16 protein-coding genes are annotated in these 20,362 nt (G+C 44.3%); 10 read left to right on the plus strand and 6 right to left on the minus strand.

What is annotated here, in order from left to right; translation table 11 throughout:
* Positions 1–75: 75 nt before the first annotated feature.
* On the minus strand, positions 76–2,481 hold the full coding sequence (locus NFI81_RS02850; RefSeq protein WP_234614382.1) for an ABC transporter permease: 2,406 nt from the start codon (positions 2,479–2,481) through the stop codon (positions 76–78).
* Between the two features lie 402 nt (positions 2,482–2,883).
* On the opposite strand from NFI81_RS02850, the gene NFI81_RS02855 reads away from it, so the two are divergent.
* The gene (locus NFI81_RS02855) at positions 2,884–3,696 is read left to right on the plus strand and encodes an oxidoreductase (RefSeq protein ID WP_234614380.1); all 813 of its coding nucleotides are present in this window, start codon (positions 2,884–2,886) and stop codon (positions 3,694–3,696) included.
* A 19-nt stretch (positions 3,697–3,715) separates the two neighbouring features.
* Positions 3,716–4,285 carry a Crp/Fnr family transcriptional regulator gene (locus NFI81_RS02860; RefSeq protein ID WP_234614378.1) on the plus strand — a complete coding sequence of 190 codons (570 nt, stop codon included), beginning with the start codon at positions 3,716–3,718 and terminating at the stop codon, positions 4,283–4,285.
* Between the two features lie 171 nt (positions 4,286–4,456).
* Here the strand turns inward: NFI81_RS02860 and NFI81_RS02865 are convergent, their stop codons facing one another.
* A complete protein-coding gene (locus NFI81_RS02865) occupies positions 4,457–4,768 on the minus strand; it encodes a DMT family transporter (RefSeq protein WP_234614377.1) in 312 nt (103 codons plus the stop codon).
* 127 nt (positions 4,769–4,895) lie between these two features.
* On the opposite strand from NFI81_RS02865, the gene NFI81_RS02870 reads away from it, so the two are divergent.
* The 5 genes from NFI81_RS02870 to NFI81_RS02890 all read left to right on the plus strand — a co-directional run bounded on the left by NFI81_RS02870 (position 4,896) and on the right by NFI81_RS02890 (position 8,663).
* Positions 4,896–5,225, plus strand: a complete 330-nt coding sequence (locus tag NFI81_RS02870) for an SDR family oxidoreductase (RefSeq protein WP_234614376.1) — start codon at positions 4,896–4,898, stop codon at positions 5,223–5,225.
* Positions 5,218–5,352 carry a helix-turn-helix domain-containing protein gene (locus NFI81_RS02875; protein WP_310587683.1) on the plus strand — a complete coding sequence of 45 codons (135 nt, stop codon included), beginning with the start codon at positions 5,218–5,220 and terminating at the stop codon, positions 5,350–5,352. Before NFI81_RS02870 ends, NFI81_RS02875 begins: the two co-directional genes overlap by 8 nt.
* Before the next feature lie 144 nt (positions 5,353–5,496).
* Positions 5,497–6,144, plus strand: coding sequence for a response regulator transcription factor (locus tag NFI81_RS02880; RefSeq protein WP_234614375.1), 648 nt, complete (start codon positions 5,497–5,499; stop codon positions 6,142–6,144).
* A gap of 160 nt (positions 6,145–6,304) precedes the next feature.
* On the plus strand, positions 6,305–7,942 hold the full coding sequence (locus tag NFI81_RS02885) for a sensor histidine kinase (RefSeq protein WP_234614374.1): 1,638 nt from the start codon (positions 6,305–6,307) through the stop codon (positions 7,940–7,942).
* A 70-nt stretch (positions 7,943–8,012) separates the two neighbouring features.
* The gene (locus NFI81_RS02890; protein ID WP_234614373.1) at positions 8,013–8,663 is read left to right on the plus strand and encodes a DUF1349 domain-containing protein; all 651 of its coding nucleotides are present in this window, start codon (positions 8,013–8,015) and stop codon (positions 8,661–8,663) included.
* Between the two features lie 188 nt (positions 8,664–8,851).
* Here NFI81_RS02890 and NFI81_RS02895 read toward each other — a convergent pair whose 3' ends face one another.
* From NFI81_RS02895 to NFI81_RS02910, 4 genes are all read right to left on the minus strand, one after another.
* A complete protein-coding gene (locus tag NFI81_RS02895) occupies positions 8,852–10,033 on the minus strand; it encodes a PP_RS20740 family protein (RefSeq protein WP_234614372.1) in 1,182 nt (393 codons plus the stop codon).
* Positions 10,030–11,982, minus strand: coding sequence for an ATP-binding protein (locus NFI81_RS02900; protein ID WP_234614371.1), 1,953 nt, complete (start codon positions 11,980–11,982; stop codon positions 10,030–10,032). The genes NFI81_RS02895 and NFI81_RS02900 overlap by 4 nt, the downstream gene beginning before the upstream one ends.
* The gene (locus tag NFI81_RS02905) at positions 11,975–13,003 is read right to left on the minus strand and encodes a DNA cytosine methyltransferase (protein ID WP_234614370.1); all 1,029 of its coding nucleotides are present in this window, start codon (positions 13,001–13,003) and stop codon (positions 11,975–11,977) included. Before NFI81_RS02905 ends, NFI81_RS02900 begins: the two co-directional genes overlap by 8 nt.
* Before the next feature lie 211 nt (positions 13,004–13,214).
* On the minus strand, positions 13,215–13,628 hold the full coding sequence (locus tag NFI81_RS02910) for a helix-turn-helix domain-containing protein (RefSeq protein WP_234614369.1): 414 nt from the start codon (positions 13,626–13,628) through the stop codon (positions 13,215–13,217).
* Positions 13,629–14,139: 511 nt separating this feature from the next.
* Here NFI81_RS02910 and NFI81_RS02915 point away from each other — a divergent pair.
* The 3 genes from NFI81_RS02915 (at position 14,140) to NFI81_RS02925 (ending at position 20,338) form a co-directional block, all read left to right on the plus strand.
* Positions 14,140–15,279 carry a glycoside hydrolase family 26 protein gene (locus NFI81_RS02915; RefSeq protein ID WP_234614367.1) on the plus strand — a complete coding sequence of 380 codons (1,140 nt, stop codon included), beginning with the start codon at positions 14,140–14,142 and terminating at the stop codon, positions 15,277–15,279.
* Between the two features lie 107 nt (positions 15,280–15,386).
* On the plus strand, positions 15,387–18,647 hold the full coding sequence (locus NFI81_RS02920) for a SusC/RagA family TonB-linked outer membrane protein (RefSeq protein ID WP_234614365.1): 3,261 nt from the start codon (positions 15,387–15,389) through the stop codon (positions 18,645–18,647).
* An 11-nt stretch (positions 18,648–18,658) separates the two neighbouring features.
* On the plus strand, positions 18,659–20,338 hold the full coding sequence (locus NFI81_RS02925) for a RagB/SusD family nutrient uptake outer membrane protein (protein ID WP_234614363.1): 1,680 nt from the start codon (positions 18,659–18,661) through the stop codon (positions 20,336–20,338).
* Positions 20,339–20,362: the final 24 nt, after the last annotated feature.

Genomic DNA, 20,362 nt, shown 5'->3' on the forward strand with positions numbered 1-20,362 from the left:
AGTCAGTAAGAGAGCAATGCCCCAGTTGAACCAACTCCAAATGGATGGTTGCTACCTACATTTTCTAAGTGTACGCTATTCGCTCCTTAAAGACTTCACAGGGTTCATTAAGGCAGTCTTAATGCTTTGGAAACTTACAGTTACCAGCGCAACGATAACCGTTGCCAAAAGTGCTGACAAGAAAATGAGGGGACTAATCGATACCTTATACTCAAAATTTTTCAACCAGCCATTCATTGCCCACCAAGCAACAGGTGCAGCGAGGACAAATGCAATGCCAATCAGTTGAATGAATTCCCAACTAAAAAGCCACAAAATGCTGCCGACACTAGCACCCAGCACCTTACGAACGCCAACTTCTTTCGTCCGCTGAGCCACCATGAATAAGACAAGCCCATATAAGCCCATGCAACCGATGAGCAAGGCAATCCCTGTGAAAAAGTTGATGAGCTTTCCCATGGTTTGCTCTTGCTGGTAGAATTCCTGAATCTGTTCATCTACAAATGCTGATTCAAAAAAGCTGTCCGTATACACCTGATTGTATGCCTTCTCTAGTTCAGTCAGCACACGGCTGTAGTTGGCAGAACGGAGCTGAATATTAGCTGAGTAAAACCCGGTAGCCAACGTCGTTAGAAATAGCGGATTAATGCGCTGTTTCAGATCTGATTGGTTGTAATCTTTTAAAACACCTACAATTTCCATAGGTGCAAAGCCGCTCTTATGCAAGATTTTACCTACTATGTCCGTTGGTCGGGTGAATCCCAGTCGCTGCATGAATGTCTCGTTAATGAGTGCCTCACGAGCTGTGTCCGAAGGTTGGAGATTGCGCCCGGCTATTAATTTTAAACCATATATTCCGACATAGTCGGCATCAATCCAGGCTTGTTGTGGTGTGTAGGGCTCTTCATCAGGTCGGCTATCAAAGCGCACTTTTGTTTGGCTTCTCCAACCCGACTGAGGAGGCCCGCCCATCGAGTAGCTAAGCTGGCTCACCTCAGGTATGGCTGTGACCAGATTACGGAATGCACGCATTTTGATGAGATCCTGCGCCGGAAGGTTTGGCAGACGCACAGTCAGAATAGCGTCTTTTCGAAAGCCTAAGTCTTTGGTCTGAACATATCTGAGCTGATTGCCCACGACTATCAACCCTATAATAAGCATTTGTGAAATTGCAAACTGCGCCACCACCAGCCCGCGTCTGAGGGAGAAACCGCCCGCCTGCTGCGTGGTGAGCCGTCCGGCAAGCGCTAAAACCGGTCGGAAACCAGCCACGACCAACGCCGGGTATAAACCTGCTAGCAAAATAACCACGATAACAAGTATCGCCAACCATCCTAATACCGACGTTGAAAAGTAGAATGTAAATCTGAAAGGTCCATTCAGGAATGCATTTGCCAAGGTCTGCCCATACTGAAATATCCCTATTGCCAGTGTCAGGGCAGCAAGGACAATGAGCATTGTTTCGCCCATAAATTGCCAGAACAGCTGTGTTTTCGTGCTGCCTAGCACCTTTCGGACACCCACTTCGCGGGCACGGTTGAGCGCCTGTGCCGTAGCCAGGTTAACAAAATTGATACTGGCGGTCCCAATAAGCAATATGGCAATCAGCATTAAAGACATTAACAATCCCTTACTGACTCCTCCATACTCAGCTGATAAGTGCATGGTGCTAAAAGGTATGGCCGGGTAAGAGGTTTCTTTTAATTTTGTTGGATTGTATTTTTTGACAAATGATGGCAACCCTCGGTCCCAGTCGGCGGCAGTGAATTTGTCGTTGAACAATGCGTAACAGTGCGTGCTGCCATTGGTATTATCAAAAGGCTGGTCTTCGGGTCGGGAACCTAGCTGTTCTTTAACAGATCCCCATGCAGCTATAATTGAATAAGCCAGATCAGTATTATCCTTATAATCAGCAAATACACCGACCACTCGCGCGGGAATCCGGGCATCCAGTTGAACGGTCCGGCCTATGACGTTAGTAGTTGTACCAAAACACTTGCGGGCCATCTCAGCGCTCATCACCACTGTCCCCGGCTCACGTAGGGCATCCGGCCCACCAGACAACCAGGTGTAGTCGAAAATGCTGAAATAGGACGGTTCAACAAATGCACCGTTGTGATTTTTGTCCTTTATTTTCTTATCTGCCTGATTTGCGACAGGTATTGCTACCAGCGGTGAATACCACTCTTCTAGCATTGAAATATGTTCAATTCCTGGATAGTCGTTTCGTACCGCCTGGCCGAACGGATAGGGGATGCCTTGAATGTTGAACTCATTGGTAGGCGAGGTAAACCGGGATGTAAACTGGTAGATCCGATCGTAATTACGGTGGTGACGGTCGGTCTGGTAATGGTATCGAACAAGTGCGAAAATTAGCAACGCACAACCTATGCCCAGTGCTAAGCCGGTTATGTTAATGACTGCGTACGCGCGATTTTTGTGCAGATTACGCCATGCGATTTTGATATAGTTTAGCACCATAATGTAAAACGTTGAATCATTGTCAAGTCTGTCAAGCAACTTCCCCCCTTAAAGCTCAATTTTTATACCACAAGGTCAGAAATGGCTTACAGTAAGCAGGAGCAATTATTTGATCTGATTGACTGTGCGATTTCGGACATCTATGTTCACTGCCAAAATTCTCACACATGGCGGCCATTTACTTTGACAATCCCCGGAGATGCTTATACATTTCACTGCTCAGGAAATACTAAATAGTACCTTTTCAAGTACGCACTTGGTGTTCATTCAAAGCGGTCAATTGAATATGCAAATATTCGGTGGATGAGATACATTCCAGGTGATCTTTCTTTTTGCCAAATGGCAAATAATTCCATTTTGAATGAGAGCAACTTTGTCTTGTCAAACATCAATAATCGAAAAATGAAAAAGACAGTTTTAATAACAGGAGCCTCGGCAGGAATTGGAAAGGCTACGGCAATATATTTGGCTCAAAATGGCTACAATGTTTACGGTGCGGCGCGCAGAATAGAAAAAATGCAAGATTTGAAGGGATATGGAATAAAACCGATTTCTTTGGACGTTACCAGCGAGGAAAGTCTCGTCGCGTGTATTGAACAGATCGTAATGGAAGCTGGAAGCGTAGATATTCTAATTAACAATGCGGGTTCGGGCTATTATGGTGCATTGGAAGACATGTCGATATCCGATGCTAAATATCAGATGGAGGTAAATCTATTTGGTGTTGCCCGCCTGATCCAATTGGTGCTGCCATCAATGCGGAAAAATAAGTTTGGGAAAATCGTAAATATTTCATCGGTGGGTGGTAAGATAACATTGCCAATGGGCGGATGGTATCATGCAAGCAAATTCGCGATTGAAGGTTTGAGCGATGCACTTCGTAAGGAAGTAAAATCTTTCGGAATTGACGTAATTGTGGTTGAACCGGGAGGTACAAAATCGGAGATGGTTGGGCTGGGAACTGATTATATGATGAAAGTGTCTGGTAAGACGGCGTACGGTCAGCTGGCGAAAGGTGTAGGCAAGATGTATGCGAAAATAGAAAAGGACGCTGCCGAACCGATTGTCATTGCGAAGCTCATCAAAGAGGGGATTGAAACAAATAATCCGAAGACTAGATATGTTGGTGCCTCGGGCGCGAAATTGATGCTATTTTTCAGAAAAGTATTGTCGGATAAACTTTTTGACAAAATGGTAATGAGCCAAATGAAATAGGCACAAATAAATTGATTAAATGGAAGATCTCATTAATTATTTATTGCAGTTTGGTAATTTGAACACGACACAAGTTGATTTGATCAAAAGCAAAGTTGTATTCAAGGAGATCAAAAAAGATGAATACTTTCAAGAGGCTGGGAGAATACCTCGTGAGATTATTTTTTTGACAAATGGCGTAATGAGAATTTGTTATTACAATAACAAAGGAGAAGAAATTACAAAATATTTCATGGAAGAGAATCATTTCTTGGCCGACATACTGAGCTACAACCAGGAAATTCCATCGACTGAATATATCCAGGCTGTGACCGATTGCTCATACTTTGTCTTGTCTAAAAATGTAATGAAGGAGTTGTCAATGACAATCATTGAGTGGGACAATATCATTGCGAAGATAACAGCCAAGGGTTTCGCTGATAAGGTGAACAGAATCAGCCCAATGATGACGGAAGATGCGAAGGAGCGGTATCTTTCATTCCTGGAAAAATTCCCTAATCTTGCAAACCGCATTCCGTTGTCTTATCTGGCTTCATATCTGGGAATTACACAATCCTCACTGAGCAGGATACGGAGAAGTATTCGTTGAATACCTCCACGCTCCGTGATGTTTCTATCAAAAAAACAGGGGCATTTATAATTTATGAGGTAGCCGATCAGGGTTACGGCTACAAAGGTTTTTTTGCTAATTTCCTGTAAGGTTGCCAGATTTTCAAGGCTGGCCTAAGTTATCTGATTCATTTGCGTGATGGCTGTTGATTTACGAGAATTTCATGATCAGGAGGCCGGCGGTGATTAACAAAGCGGCGACCACGCGCATCATATTAGCTGGTTCTCCAAGCAGAAAGGTGCCAATAAGGAACGCCCCGACAGCACCAATCCCAGTCCAAACGGTATAAGCAGTACTTAATGGCAGTGTGCGCATAGCCAAGGCAAGCAAGCCAAAGCTGGCGATCATCGTAATGATAGTAATTGATGTGGGAATTAGCCGGGTAAAACCGTCCGACTGCTTCATGAAGTAAGCCCAAACAACCTCCAAGAGGCCCGCAGAAACCAAATAAATCCAAGACATGACATTGACCTATAAAGGCAGGGCCGTCCCGATTCGGTTCCCACTATGGGGGAGGTCGTCCTCCTGCTCTGCAATCTGTGACAAAGGCCAGAGCTAACGCAACAAAAATAATGGTTTGTGACGAGGCTTGCAAATCTTTTGGTCGCTGTCCATCACTGGCGCAAGTAGTGGCATAGGTGAAGCCACGGCGGAACTGCTTGCAGCAAAGGGAGCGAAAGTCGTTCTCGGTGCTCGCAGGGCAGATCTTTTAGCAACTCTAACAGAACGCATCCGGCAAGCAGGCGGCCATGCGGTTTACTTGCAAATGGATGTTACCAAGCGGACAGAAGTCGCGTCCCTGGTACAATTGGCTTTGGATGAATTTGGCCGTTTAGATGTAATCATTAGTAATGCAGGCATCAGCCAGCTGCAATTATTGGAGGATGTAGATGTGGAAGGTTTGGGAGCAAATGATTGACCTGCTTACAACGGCTGATGTGGCTTATGCATTAGGCTTTGAGCATCCGCAGTCTTTCAACAAATTATTCAAACAAAAAACCGGCATGTCACCCGCTGCTTTTCGTAAGTTGCTGAATCCGAATTAGCGATTTAACATATGATGTCTGATTCCCCAATAATGTCCTAGGGTTTTCCCTAAGATTTATAGAGTGGGGACTTTTCCTTTACGTTCACAGCTGATTCATCGTACTTTCGATGGATAAATATAAATTTATACTGAATACATATAAATGATACGAGTCCTCATCGCGGATGACCATAATGTCTTTGTCGAAGGCATAGAGTCGCTTATTTCAGGATCACTGGATATCGAAGTGACTGAGCGCTGCTACACGGTACAGTCAGTTATGGAGCGATTAAGCCAGACCGCGATCGACGTCGTGTTACTTGATATTTCGTTTCCCTATATCGAAGACGGCCTTGGCCTTTGTGAATATATTGTCCGTACATACCCGGAAACGAAAGTGGTAGCACTGACTATGCACGACGATGCCAGTCTCATTAAGCGGGTCGTGAAAAAGGGAGCGAAGGGCTATTTGTTGAAGAATACTACGAAAACGGAGTTGCTGCAGGCTATCCAAGCGGTTCACCACGAGAAGCAATATTTTAATGAATCGATCACGCAAATTCTGCTGAACGATAGCCCCAAAACCAGAAGGTCAACGGCCGGCATTGGTGCAAAACCGCACCTCAGCCCTCGCGAATCGGAAGTGCTGACCCGCATTGCGCAAGGATTAACAACGCAGCAGATGGCCACTCAGTTATTTGTGAGCGCCAAAGCAATCGAATTTCACCGAAGCAGTCTGCTGATGAAGTTCGGTGTTCCTAACACAGCCCTACTGATAAAGACGGCTATGGAGATGCAAATGATTGATTAGTTTTATTTTGTCATTACAGGTAATGCTCATGAAATGCTGTTCTCTCCGGTCTCGTTGGCGGATCACTTTCCTTCTCTTATTTATTCTAATAGGCGGGTTTCAATCCGTCAAGGCGGTAACGGACACGACGTCTGTTGATAGCTTACAAAGACAGATTAAGATGTTGGTGCAGGATAAGCTTTACAGTCAGGCTGCAAAGGCTTACGATTCCCTGGGTAAACTATACCATCGGCAGTACGGGTATAATAAATACACGATGGATTCTTATCTAAGTAGTTTAAAATATTTCAGCCTGATGGGCGACTCACTCGGATATTTTAATCAGTACCTGGTGATAGGAGACTACTACAGCCAGGACTATTTCATGCACGCTTACGCTGAACAATATCTTAAAAAAGCCCAACAGTATTTTGAGCGAACCCATAACATGCCCAAAGTCATCGAATCCCGATTGGGTTTGCACAATATCGCTCACCATTTAGAACCTATGCCGCCCGGTTTGAAAACACACCTGCGTGTAACCGAGCGGCTTAGCGTACAATACAAACAACCCTATTCTCAGGCGTATGCCCTTAGTCTGCTAGCTAATACGTACTTACTCTCCAAGCAGCCCGATTCTGCATACTATTTTGCCAGCCGAAGTCTGACCATATCAAATCAATTAAACGTTAAGTGGTTAATTGGCTTAAATCACTTTTACCTGGGCCTGGTTGAGCAATTCAAAGATCATAGTCTGGCGGCTATTGAAGCCTACCAGAAGAGCTACAACTTATCGAAGGCTGAAAATAGTCTGGGCATGATGCGGGAACTGTCGCGGCACACAGCGGATAGCTATTCTCGCACGGGCGACTATAAAAATGCATACGATTGGTCATTAAAAACGCTCGATTATACGGTGCAGTTTTACGCATCCGAACAAACAAAAAGTATTCGTTTGCAGGAACTGGATAGTCAGATCAAAACGCTGGCAGTTGAAAAACAGCTGGTTGAAGAACAAAGTCGCAATCAGAACGTATTGAATTCTGCGCTATTTATTGGCTTTATAATCAGTATTATAGGCGTATTTACACTTGCGTATCTAAGACGTCAGCAAAAATTGATTGATCATCAGCACACAGTCATCGCTCAACAACAGATTCGACAATTGGAGCTCAAATCGCTACGTGCCATGATCGAAGGTCAGGAAGGCGAACGGAGTCGGATTGCGCGTGATCTGCACGATGGCCTGGGAATACAACTTTCCCGAATTAAACTATTCATTGAAGCGCATCAGGAAGAATTGCCTTTATCCTTCAAGGAGCCCTTGAACCAGTTTCTGGATGAAGCCTGCACCGAAACCCGGCTGATCTCCAATGATCTGCGCCCATATGCGCTGTCAACATTCGGCCTCGTTCCAGCCCTGGAAGACCTGGTGCAAAAATTGAATCTGGTTAACAAAACAAAGCTGATTTTAGACCATTATGGCGAGATGCCACCTTTGGGCGATGAAGCTGCCGTGATGATTTATCGTGTAGTGCAAGAGTTGCTCAATAATGCGCTGAAACACGCGCACGCCCAGGTGGTGACGGTCCAGCTGATGGTCAATGAAGAAACAACCTTAATTAGTGTAGATGACGATGGCCTGGGGGCTGATTTCGATAATCTGCTATCTAAAGGAAGTGGAATTGCTAACATTCAGTCCCGCATTGCCTATCTCGGCGGGCATGTCATGTGGCACGGCGAAGCCGGAAAAGGAACGTCCGTAATGATTTCGTTGCCCATGCAAAAGTTACAAAAAACGGAAGTGCTTGTGGCTTGACAGTCCAAAAAATGAGCTCTGGTTCTTTATCTCGCGTTTTCCCTAAGTTTCAAAAAAACCTTTTTAATCTATGCGTCCAGTAAGCTTTTTTCTCTTTATCGTAGCGATTGGTATTTCTATCAGCTTCACCGCCGACAATCCAACTGGTGCTTTCCAGCATAGTCAGGACATTGGCAAGCCCAAACTGGCCGGCTCATCAACTTATAATGAGGTGACCAAGGAATATAGGCTGCGAGGTTCCGGATACAACATTTGGTTTGCACGGGATGAATTTCAGTTTCTGTTCAAAAAAATGAGTGGTGATTTTACTGTAACCGCAGATTTTGAGTTTGTTGGAGCCGGTACAGATCCGCACCGAAAAGTGGGCTGGATGGTTCGTGAATCGCTGGCCGACGATGCCGCGCACATCAGTGCCGTAGCGCATGGCGATGGCTTGACCGTATTTCAGTGGCGAGTCAAAAAAGGCATGGCAATGCGTGATCCGGAAGACGAAATTTTTAGTCCCCAAAAAAATATTCAGACAATTCAGGTTGAACGCAAGGGTAATGCGTATACTATGCGGGTGGCAAAAAAAGGGGAGGCCTTACAGACCGTTGGTTCGCATCACATGCCCAACTTACCAACCCCACTTTTTGTAGGTTTGTATATCTGTTCCCATAATCCAGAAAAAATAGAAGAAGCGATCATCAGGAATGTTCAAATCGTTCAGGCTAAGCGCTGACAGGGTGAAGCCCCGCGGCACTCGAATTTGCCGAAGAGTTCGAAATACTGCTATTAAACAATGCCAGCCGCGTGCTAGGTATTTTGAAGTTTCCAAAGGCGGGATATTCATTAGCAAGTGCGGATGTAAGGATCGTTTTTGCAGCCGCTTTGAAAGCAATAAAGAGTTATCAGAAATTTATGAAATTATCACAAAACATTTTGAACCCAAATGGCATAATCAGACGTGTCATATCTAGCTTGGTCAAGAAGAGTAGATGTATTTTCAATCATAGTATTCATCACTTGTTCATCACCGGCCAGTATTTCGTCAACGTCCCGTTTTCGATGCACTCTTTTTAGTATTCTACTTGCAAAAAGACACTCACTTGGTTGGTTGAATTCTTGATTAGCTAAGCCAATCGGATCGGGCATCGCTACATAAGTCGGCGTGATTTTGATCGCAATGGACATTAAATCGGGTGAGTCTGCTTCCTTTGCTACTGTATATCCCAGAACATTTTTAACCTCAACTTTTGTAGGCGGGTTTTGTCTCAAGCCCGTTGTCAATATCCATTTGCAAAGCGACGTCAGAAACACATTTGTAAATCCCGTTGATTCACTGCAATAGTCCAAAAAGCTATCTTCATCAGAAACTGTAAAACATTCATTTGATGCATTAAGGAAATCTTCACAATCAGCAAGATTGTCTCTGTACACCTGTTTCAAGGTCTCAAATACGTTAGCATCAACACATTCAGTATTGGTTCGTGTTGTAAGCATTAATAGCCAAGGATCTTGACGTTTTGCTTGCAAATACATTAAACGATACAGAGTGTTATAATGGGTTTGTTTGAATTCATTCGCTGGCTGTTTTGCAAAACCGTCACAAAGGTCAATGTTAATTACGTCAAATGGCCCCATATTTTCAGATTTCATCCACGCCACTGATTTTTCCAACGCGATTGCGGTAAGGTCGTCGGGTAATAAGTCAGACCCGTCGTGGATATGTGACAGCCTATTTACTTCGTCCAAAGAAATTTCTAGCTGTGTATTATGCTCAGCACCAGGCTTCATACCTTTATTGAAACCCAAAAATTTAAGTTTTAGATTTTTAGGTATGCAAATTTTGTCATGAAAATGTCTGAGGTCGAATAGATCATCTCCTGGCAGCCCAAGATAATTTATCGTTCCAGTTCTGGGAGGAGTTTCAGTAACTAGATCAGTGATTAAATACTCCCACTGCTTTTCACGCACATATTGTTTTCTTGGGCGGTGCCATGGTAAAAATTCCTTCTTTTTGGGCGTATCAAAATCATAAATTGTATTTCCAATTATCCCGTCAGTTAAGTCGTCAGATATTGATGATAGAGGTTCGCTTGGATCTGTCATTCTGTGCTTTCTAATACGTTGTAAATGGCGTTAAGCAATCTGTCTTGCTGTTGCTGAGTAAGCTTTTCAAGCAGTCCAAAGGATGCTAATATTTGCGTTATAGCAATCATTTTCTCTGAATTGAACTGCGAATTGGCCGACGTACTTCTTCTGCCAATAATATTTTTAATTGGAGATTTCACAACAACAATGTCAGCACTGCTTTTTGGGACAGGCTCCTGCTGGTCTTTAATAGCTACGATTGGTGGATTGGAAAACTCATCTTTCGACTCCCGTTGCCAAACATTAAATGCGATTTGCTGAATTTCTGTCTTTTGATGCTCAATGGATTCTCCGCGAATTCCAGATCTAACTTCGCTCGCAATTTTCTTATTAGTAGTAGCTAGTTGACGTAATGCGCTGTGCAGCCATCGAGTTAAAAATGCGGAATGTGGATGAGCGAAATTGAAGGATTCTCGATCTATATTCAAAGCGCTATCGATACCCTCGTGAACGAAAATTTCACAGGTTATTTGCTTTAATCGAGTCTGTTCTGCGATTTGATATCTAAAGAAAGTAGGATCAAATAAGGTTCCACTTGACCCATTAATACGTATTAGTGATCCCCTATGCTCAGTAGGTGCAATTTTTGGTGTCCAAAAGAGATATGCTTCAAAATCAAGTGGTCCTCCACTCAGTTCTTTTTGATAGTTATTAAATTCTTCCCTGCATTTACCAAATAAAATAAGAGGTTTTTTAAGTGCATGCCCTCCGGTAGGTAGCCCCAAATATTTGATTGGTCGGAGTAATTGCAAATCGTCAATAAAAACCTCGAAATGCTGGATTGTTGTACCTTCCTGTAAGTTCAAAATTTCTCGAATTGGCCTATCATCTGTTTTATCAATTTCAGTTGGCTGTCCTTTAGGCTCATTGGAAATTAAATAACTGTCAGACCAATGATTTACTTGCATGTCAAATAAATCACCTTGCACATAAGGCGCAGGAATTGCCAAGCTTAGATTCCAAACCATCTGCAGATAGTAATCAAAGAGTTTATCAAGTTGCGGATTAGGGTTAGAATTCTCCAATTCTTGCCATATGACGTCAACAAGTTTTGCAAAAGCATCGTTTGGCTTGTCTTCGGGAAGCCAAGGCACTGTACTAGTACGATTGTTAGCTTCTCTGAAAATCTTACCTGTAGCGTCTACTTTGCCTATATGGTACTTCGGTGGTTGAAGAGCCAGATCACCTGTTACAGTGTTGTCTTCGCTTTGCTCGACAGCAGACCAAACCTCCCTGCTTTGCAGGGTATTCCGTGCTTGTGGACGGATATTATTCAAAATAATTGTAGTGCCGTGAACATCGATATCAATTGCTTTTTCACGCCAAACGGAAACTCTGCCAGATTCGAACTGATCAATATCGCTTACGATTTCTGCGGATTCATCTGAATACTGACGCAAATTAACCACTGCAATTGTTCGAAAATTGTCACCTTTTGTCTTAGTGATAATCTGAAAGTTATAAGTCAATTGAGCAACAGAAAAAATTCCTATTCCAATTTTTCCTATAAGTTTACGGCCATTTGGACTCAGGTCATTATCTATCTCATTCGTAATTCCGAGTGCAGCACCCTGATTGTTCCGTTTTGCACTCCCACCGATGTGCATCAGCATATTGCCAAGCGCCTTGGGTGTCATTCCATGACCGTTGTCTTCAACTGAGATTCTAGAAAACCTTGGAGCATCAGTCTTAATCACAACCTTTGAAGCGTCCGCATCGTAGGCATTTGATATTAATTCTCGCAAGGCTGAGGCAGGTTGCCGATATATTCCATCGGTCACCCGAGCGATAACTCGCTCATCAGTCTTGAGGACTGTATAAACAACATCCTCGCTCGTTTGACTACGATTGATAGCGTCTACTAACTTATGCTCTTCGGTTTGAATAACTATTTTTGGATCAGCCATTTCCTGATTTTTGCATTGATTTTGTTACAGCCTCAGCCAAACTTTTTGCCAGTGGCGGTGGTACTGCATTTGATATTTGCTGAACTTGTTGAGAAAGGGTTCCTTTCAAAATAAAACTCTTTGGAAATCCTTGCAATAACATTGCTTCATAGATACTGATTCTTCTTAGACCACTAGGGTGCACATGGATTTCTCTGTTTCCGAAAGCAATCGTAGGTGAAGGCTTGTCCCAATTAAGTTTACGAAAACTTCTTGATTTATTTGAATTGTCAAATGGCTGACGAAACTTTGCTGATTTCGGTTGCATTGTCCAGTGATTGGGATGCAATGGAATGTCTTCTTTCTTTAAATTTCTATGAAAAAATGCAGGCTCAATCAATTCACCTATCGTACTTTTTACAGTGAACGTTCCCACAGTTTTTTCTGGATAAACAGGTTGATATCCTTGCCCGGATCTCAATGCGGTAACCACAATCCTATTTCTGTTTTGTGGTACGCCAAAGTCATGAGCACATAATTCTTTTTCACTCAAATCAAAATCTAATTCTTTCAAGCCTTTGATTAAATCCAGATATTTAACTGTATGCTTTTTGTCTTTCATACCTAAAACATTCTCAAAGACAACAAATTCAACAATGTAGTGTTTTTTAAGTTCTTCAATTATTTGAATATAAAGACGCGGTAATAAGTTGCGTGGGTCGTCTGGTTTAGAAGACGGGTTTGCTCTTGAAAAGCCTTGGCACGGTGGTCCGCCAATTATACCGATTCTTCCGCCCTTTGGAATTGTTTCAAGAGCGTAGTTTAATACACCTTTTGGACCTATTTTGGAAAGGTCTGCCACAACGCCACTAGCAGATTCGAAGTTGAATTTATGAGTTTCGATAGCTGACGCGTCATTATCAATGGCCAAGGCAATTTTGTAGCCTTCTTCTTGAAAGCCCAAATCTAGCCCACCTGCTCCACTGAAAAGACTGATTATCAAAGGTTTACGTATTTCTTTATGCACTCTGGTTGTATTCATATTAAATTAGTTCACAGCGTTGAAACAAGCCGCCATAAGTTTGTAATATAGACATTGTAGCTAGACGATGCTGTATTCATTTATCAAATAAACTGTCGGGATGTTGCAAGTTACTTTTTACAAAATCTTAAAAGCTGATTGCAAGGCTTTTAATGGGCGAGACAGCCTCTACTAAATTATTTTACGGCAAATAAATGCTTTTGTATCTGATCTACCTCCCCCCAATCAACCGCTCCAACCGCTCCATCATCTCATCCTTCTCCTTCAACATTCTTTCATACAAGGCAATTTTTTCCTCATGAAGCTGAATAAGCTTTTCAAACGGATGAATGTGAATAGTGCCGTGATTATAGGAATTGTCATTGAAAGTACTCGCAATAATGTTTACCGCCTTCTCCTCGTCAAAATTCCGAATCGCCTCAGCCGGAATTTTGAGAATAGCTGAAACCTGCTCCAAAATATCAGCATCAATCTTTTCCTTCTGTTCGAGCAATGAGATTTTCTGCTGGTTCCATTCTTCGCCGAGCTCAAACGCAAGGAAATCTTGTTTGATCCCGAGCATTTCTCGAAATCTTTTAAGGTTGCGGCCTTCGTGGATCTTTGGATTGGAGGTAGTATGTGTCATACAGAGACGGTTTTTGTTAAAAGGCAATTTATATAAATCCTTTCGGAAGTTCAGGTATATTTTACTGGCCAGGCAATGTAAGTTACCGGTTTCGGATTGTTGGGTATGTTTTTCGGGATTATGTGCTTTGCAGAAAACGGAAATTCAGGAAGCTGGCTATGATCCGCGCGGACATAATCGGTTCGTAAGTTTTAAGGAGCTGGTGTTCTTCTTCAGGGATGTAGGGGCGATGACGAAGAAATGATTTCGAAGAATATTGTGAGTGGATTCTTGGACTGACTCCAAGGGAAAACCCTAAATTTTAAAAAAGTAGGGTTTTCCATAATCCATCTGCATGCTGATCCGTCCTATTTTTGCAAGAAAAAGTTCTATTTTTTCTGTTCCCAATTATCTCTTCCGGTAAATAATTCCCGAGCTATAAGCTATTTATGACGGTGACGGCAAATCGGATAAAACAACGGTTCTCTACCAGGGCAAAGAATTCATCTCAATACAGCAATACTAATTTCAAATGCACATTAATTTCAAAATCAACAAAAAAGCAATCGCTTTCGCTGCACTTTGTATAGCATCATGCTCGCTGTCTTGGGCCCAAAAACTAATCGATCCCAAAGCAACACGGGAAACCGCTACACTTTACCGGAATATGCACGAGTTAGCCAAAAAGCATACACTTTTTGGACATCAGGATGCTACGAATTACGGACACGGCTGGCGTGAAGAACCAGGGCGCTCGGACGTGAAGTCGGTCGTTGGCTCGCATCCGGCGGTGATTGGCGTCGACATTGCGCCATTGACGGGCAGGTCCAAGGAATCTACACAAAAGAGCGAAGAGCGTCTGAGGAAATTGGTTGCCGATACCTACGCTCGCGGTGGAATTACGACCATATCCTGGCATTTTTCCAATCCGGTTTCAGGCGGGGATTTTTATTGGAAAGATTCCGTTTCGCTGCCGGCAGTGAAATACATTATTCCGGGCGGTAAAAACCACCAGGATTACAAGGTCATTTTACAAGGTCTTGCCGGCTGGTTCAAAAGTCTGAAAGGTGCCGAAGGAGAGGCTATCCCACTTATTTTCAGGCCTTATCATGAGTTTGACGGAGACTGGTTCTGGTGGGGAAGGGCACACTGCACGCCGGATGAATTCAAATCATTATGGCAATTCACAGCAGGGTATCTGCGGGATAGTCTGGATGTTCATAACCTGATTTACGCATTTTCTCCTGACAATAAATTCAACAGCGTCGCAGAATTTACAGAGCGGTATCCGGGCAACGACTGGGTTGACCTCGTTGGGATGGATAACTATGGAGACATGGGACGCGAGGGCAAGTACAATCTGGAACAAGCGATCAAAAAACTCAAAATCGTAAATGACTTTGCGCTGGAAAACAGAAAACTGGCCGCCATGACTGAGACAGGTCTTGAATCCATTGTAAATCCTGTTTGGTACACCGATGTTTTGCTTAAAGTACTACAAACGAATAAGTTAAATCTCTCCTACGTACTCGTCTGGCGCAACGATACCAAAAGTCCGACACATTACTACGCGCCATTTCCCGGCCATCCCGCTGTGCCGGATTTTAAGAAGTTTTATGACGATAAGTACACGTTGTTTGAAAGCGATCTTAAGAATATCTATGGCAGATAGAAAATCAACATGATCAAAAACTTAACCAGCATTAATATGATAACAGCTACGGATAGAGGTGTCGAGAAAAACAATCTAGAATATTTTAACCCAACCATTGTAACATTATGAAGGATAGTTTACTAAATCAATACGGCCGTGCCGCGGCATCAGCGTGGCTGGTGCCAAGGTATCTTCGTTTAAAGGAAGCCAAAATTCTTAGGCTATTGTTCTGTTTTATTTTTCTGGCTCATCTGCATGTAAAGGCCGGAGAAGTCTTTGAAACCGTTCGTTCGAATGAAAGTCTAAAAGGAGCAATTGATGTGACAGGCAAAGTTGTGGACGATCGGGGAGAGCCGCTGCCGGGAGTCAGTATTGTGATAAAAGGAACAACGCAGGGAACGACTACAAGCGCAGACGGCAAGTACTCGCTGGCGGTCCCGACAAACAGCTCGGTGCTGATTTTTTCATTTGTGGGATATTTGTCCAAAGAGGTAGTTGTTGGCACGCAAAGCACCATCAATGTAACGCTCGCAGTTGATACGAAGGCATTGGAAGAAGTTGTGGTAGTAGGATATGGTGAAATGAAACGCGCCGATTTAACTACTGCACAAACTTCGGTCTCTGCCAAAGACATCGAAAAAACGGTCAACACCACCATTGAACAGGCCATTCAGGGCCGGTCTGCGGGAGTATATGTTACGCAAAACTCAGGTCAGCCGGGGGGAGGGATTTCGGTGAATATCCGGGGTGTGAATTCGATCAGCGGAAGTAATGAGCCATTGTATGTAGTTGATGGTGTGCAGATTCCGGGGCAGTCGGCTTCTTATGGATCGCAGAGTTCTTCCAACCCACTCGCAGGGCTGAACCCGGCTGACATTGAGTCCATTGAAGTTTTGCAAGGTCCTTCGGCAACGGCTATTTATGGATCGAGGGCGACCAATGGTGTTTTGATCGTCACCACAAAAAGAGGAAAATCGGGAGATACAAAAATTTCGTACGGATACCAGTACAGTTTGCAGACGCCACCGGCGCCGCTGAATGTGATGAATATGCAGCAATACGCGCAGATGGTGGGGGAATATCATGCCATTGCAGGTGGTGATACGCCAGGTGAATTTTTGGATCCATCATTGCTTGGATCTGGAACAGACTGGCAGAAGGAGCTCTTTAAAAGTGCTCCGATGAACAAGCACCAGCTGAGCCTGAGCGGAGGGAATGATAAGACCACTTACTATCTGTCAGGTGAATATCTGAAACAGGATGGTGTTGCATTAGGATCTGGATTTAACAGATATGGTTTCAGGCTGAATCTTGACAACAAACCAAGAAAATGGGCTACCATCGGAGCTAATCTGAGCTTTAACCAAACAAATGACAACCTGACCACCAGCCAGGAAAACGTGATTGCCAGCGCATTACAGTTGACCCCACAGGTTCCGGTGAAAAATCTGGATGGTTCCTGGGGTGGAGGCGATGAGAATAATGGTGCCAACCAGTTTGCGCCCGTCAACCCGATCGCGATTGCCAACTTGACTACCAACAAACTGGTAAGAAGGCAATTTCTCGGCGGATTGAACTTAGGCATTGAGATTATGAAAGGCCTCAATTTCAGATCGTCGTTCAATACAAACCTGGGCTTTTCCAATTCGACCTATTACATCCCGACGTATTCAATCGGCTGGGCAAGAAACGTAACGGCCTCACTGACAAACGGAACAGGTGTCAACACGTATTACAACTGGAACCAGCTGCTCGAATACAACAAGCAGCTCGGCAAGCACAGTATCAATGTGATGGTAAGCCACGAGGCGCAGGCTTCCACCTATAAAAATGTGGGTGGTACCCGAACCGGATTTTTGACCAATGACATTCTGGATCTCGCTGCGGGTGATGCATTAACATCCAGCAATTCAGGCGGCTCGGGCGAATGGGCCATGGAATCATACCTGGGAAGATTGAACTACAACTATGCCGATCGCTACATTGTGATGGCGACGGTGCGACGCGATGGTTCGGCCAATTTTGGTAAAGAAAACAAATGGGGCTTTTTTCCTTCGGTGTCTGCGGCCTGGCGCGTTTCGCAGGAGTCTTTCTTTAATATACCAGCTATCAGCGACCTGAAACTGCGGTTTGAAACGGGAGTGACGGGAAACCAGGGAGGCGGAGGAATTTACTCGCCCATGGGAACGGGAGCAACACCAACTTCCACTGGTTTTTTACCAACAAAATACAGTAACCAGGGTCTGAAATGGGAAGAAACAAAAACCAACAACTTCGGTATCAACGTAGCATTGTTTGACAACCGGATCCAGTTTGAGGTGGATTATTATATCAAAGACACCGATAACCTCTTGATGGAGAAGCCACTTCCCTGGTATATGGGAACGAATGGCACGGGTGCAGTAAGTTCTCCAACGGTGAACATTGGTGCGCTGCAAAATAAGGGTTATGGATTTACGATCAATACGATCAACATTAACCGCGGCGGCTTCAAATGGGAGAGTAACCTGAACATTTCAAGCTTTAAAACTAAAATCAAATCCTTTTATTCAGAAAGTGCTTTCGTAGATCGCACATCCTGGTGGTTACAAGACTGGACACAACGTGCGGAAGTGGGCGAAGCACCGTGGTTGTTCCGGGGTTATATGGAAGAAGGTTTGTTCCAGAATGTTGCTGAAATAGACGGCAGCGCAGTTCCGGTTGATAACAACGGAGACCGATTGCCTACTAACATCGACAATATCTGGGTAGGCGATGTGAAATTCAAGGACATTAACGGAGATGGAAAAATCAATGAAATGGACCTGACCAACATTGGTAATCCCTGGCCGAAAATGTTTGCCGGTTTCACCAATACATTTTCCTACAAAGGATTCGACCTAAGCCTGCTATTCACCAGCACGTACGGAAATGACATTTATAATTACCTGGGCAAGCTCAACACCAATGCCAGCAACATTAACCTGAGCCGCAATCTGTTGGTACACGCCATGGATTATGCCAAGCCAATCACGAATGAAGCTGGCGACGTGGTGCTGGCCAATCCGGGAACCGACGTGGCGCGCATATCAAACGGACCGAACGGAAACTTCAACCGGCATACGGACAAATGGGTAGAAGACGGCTCATTTATCCGCCTCAAAAACGTATCGCTGAGCTACAATGTGCCCGCCACTTTCATGTCAAAACAGAAAGTGATCAGGGGCGCAAGACTTTCCGTTGGCGCACAGAATGTGCTCACATTTACCAAATACACTGGATTTGATCCTGAGGTAGGGGCATATGTATCAAGGGATTCAAGTCCTGGCAACCAGGCGATAGGGCTTGATTATGGCCGTTATCCACTGACTCCTATTTACACATTTAGCCTTGGATTGGACTTCTAAAAACAAATCAGATGAAAATTCTTAAAAATATACTTTATCGCAGCAGCTTTTTCGTCTCGCTCTTCGCGGTTACTTCCTGCTCAGAAGATTTTCTGGAAAGACCACCGGTGGATGCCATTGTAGACGCAGGTTTTTACCAAACCGACGATCAGGTTTTGGCTTCTACTGCATTGTTATACAGCAAAGTATGGTTTGATTACAATGATAAAGCATCGTACAATCTTGGTGATTTCAGGGCTGGAACTGCGTTTTCTGCCTATAATGACCGTGGAAATGTGCTTTTTAATACAACAGGAAACACGCCTGAGAATGGTTCGGCCTGGCGCTCGTTCTTTATTGTGGTTGGTCAGTCCAACCTGGCGATCAGTAACATTAATCAGTATGCAGGAGCGGCAGTTTCTCCGACTATCAAAAAAATGGCAATTGCCGAGGCCAGATTTATGCGCGCCGTGGCTTACCGGTCGCTTGTGATGAACTGGGGGGCTGTACCAATCATTGAAAATAACCTGGAACTGCTCTCGGATACATCCGTTTCAAGAAATACGCCTGAAAGTGTCTGGAAATTTCTTACGAGCGAAATGCGTCAGGTGGCCGAAGATCTTCCCGCAACGCCGATACGTCCGGGCCGCGTTACAAGATGGTCGGCAGAAGGAATGCTGGCCCGTTTTTATCTGACGCGTGCAGGCGTGGAGTCAGCAGGTTCTGGCACAAGAAACCAAACTTTCCTAGATAGTGCCAAATACTATTCCGAAAGAGTGATTACGCAAAGCGGGTTGTCATTATTAAAAAATTATGGCGACCTGTTCCTGTTTCCATACGATAACAACTCCGAATCGCTTTTCTCGCTGCAATGGGTTTATTCACCCGGCGCGTACGGTACGCAAAACTCGACACCGGCCTACCTGGCATTCAGTCCGGATATTGCAAACGGTGACGGCTGGGGCGGAGACAAAAGTGCCACCTGGTGGATGCTGGGCCAATATGAAGGTATAAAGCAAACGGCCACAGGTATGCAGGGACGGACCATTGATCAGCGGCTGAAAGCGACATTCATGCTACCAGGCGCCTCGTATCCTGAGATCACGCAGACGATAACAGGTGGTGAGCAGAAACTGATCGTCCCGAATCCGGGCGGTGACAACAATTTCCTTTCGATCAAAAAATACGTGACTGGAAAAGCCAAGGACGTCGGCGGCTTATCGGCATCGCAGAACTACGGACACGATACGTATATGATGCGGCTGGCTGAAATGTATCTGGTTTATGCTGAGGCAGTTCTGGGAAACAATGCGTCTACCAGCGACCCGGTTGCGCTGAAATATTACAATGCGATCCATACGCGGGCAGGTTTACCGGTTTTTGCAGGGCCCTTGACTTTCGACATTATTTTCAAGGAGCGTCTGGTGGAATTTGCCATGGAAGGACTGGCCTGGTACGACCTGGTTAGCTTGCATTACTACAATCCCACGAAAGCGTATGCCATCCTGAACAGCCAGGACAGGGGACTGTTCGCTACGGCACCTGATGTTTTTCCAAACCCTACATCGTGGACATTTACAAAGACACCATGGTCGACTACCGAGCGCACAATTAATGCCAACAGTGGGAATTTCCTGTTGCCGATCCCATCTGCAGAGCTGAGCCAGGCGCCCAATCTGCAAAAACCAGCTGTGGACTATTACAGCAAATAATTTCGGATTTATAAAAATCGACAT

The organism is Dyadobacter fanqingshengii (genome assembly GCF_023822005.2).
Taxonomy (GTDB): domain Bacteria; phylum Bacteroidota; class Bacteroidia; order Cytophagales; family Spirosomataceae; genus Dyadobacter; species Dyadobacter fanqingshengii.

Bases quoted from the DNA above. Each gene is read 5' to 3' on its own strand.
- NFI81_RS02920 (WP_234614365.1), top strand. From the start codon at position 15,387: ATGAAGGATAGTTTACTAAATCAATACGGCCGTGCCGCGGCATCAGCG.
- NFI81_RS02915 (WP_234614367.1), top strand. From the start codon at position 14,140: ATGCACATTAATTTCAAAATCAACAAAAAAGCAATCGCTTTCGCTGCA.
- NFI81_RS02885 (WP_234614374.1), top strand. From the start codon at position 6,305: ATGTTGGTGCAGGATAAGCTTTACAGTCAGGCTGCAAAGGCTTACGAT.
- NFI81_RS02900 (WP_234614371.1), bottom strand. From the start codon at position 11,982: ATGGCTGATCCAAAAATAGTTATTCAAACCGAAGAGCATAAGTTAGTA.
- NFI81_RS02865 (WP_234614377.1), bottom strand. From the start codon at position 4,768: ATGTCTTGGATTTATTTGGTTTCTGCGGGCCTCTTGGAGGTTGTTTGG.
- NFI81_RS02855 (WP_234614380.1), top strand. From the start codon at position 2,884: ATGAAAAAGACAGTTTTAATAACAGGAGCCTCGGCAGGAATTGGAAAG.
- NFI81_RS02895 (WP_234614372.1), bottom strand. From the start codon at position 10,033: ATGACAGATCCAAGCGAACCTCTATCATCAATATCTGACGACTTAACT.
- NFI81_RS02860 (WP_234614378.1), top strand. From the start codon at position 3,716: ATGGAAGATCTCATTAATTATTTATTGCAGTTTGGTAATTTGAACACG.
- NFI81_RS02910 (WP_234614369.1), bottom strand. From the start codon at position 13,628: ATGACACATACTACCTCCAATCCAAAGATCCACGAAGGCCGCAACCTT.
- NFI81_RS02905 (WP_234614370.1), bottom strand. From the start codon at position 13,003: ATGAATACAACCAGAGTGCATAAAGAAATACGTAAACCTTTGATAATC.
- NFI81_RS02880 (WP_234614375.1), top strand. From the start codon at position 5,497: ATGATACGAGTCCTCATCGCGGATGACCATAATGTCTTTGTCGAAGGC.
- NFI81_RS02850 (WP_234614382.1), bottom strand. From the start codon at position 2,481: ATGGTGCTAAACTATATCAAAATCGCATGGCGTAATCTGCACAAAAAT.
- NFI81_RS02890 (WP_234614373.1), top strand. From the start codon at position 8,013: ATGCGTCCAGTAAGCTTTTTTCTCTTTATCGTAGCGATTGGTATTTCT.
- NFI81_RS02925 (WP_234614363.1), top strand. From the start codon at position 18,659: ATGAAAATTCTTAAAAATATACTTTATCGCAGCAGCTTTTTCGTCTCG.
- NFI81_RS02875 (WP_310587683.1), top strand. From the start codon at position 5,218: ATGATTGACCTGCTTACAACGGCTGATGTGGCTTATGCATTAGGCTTT.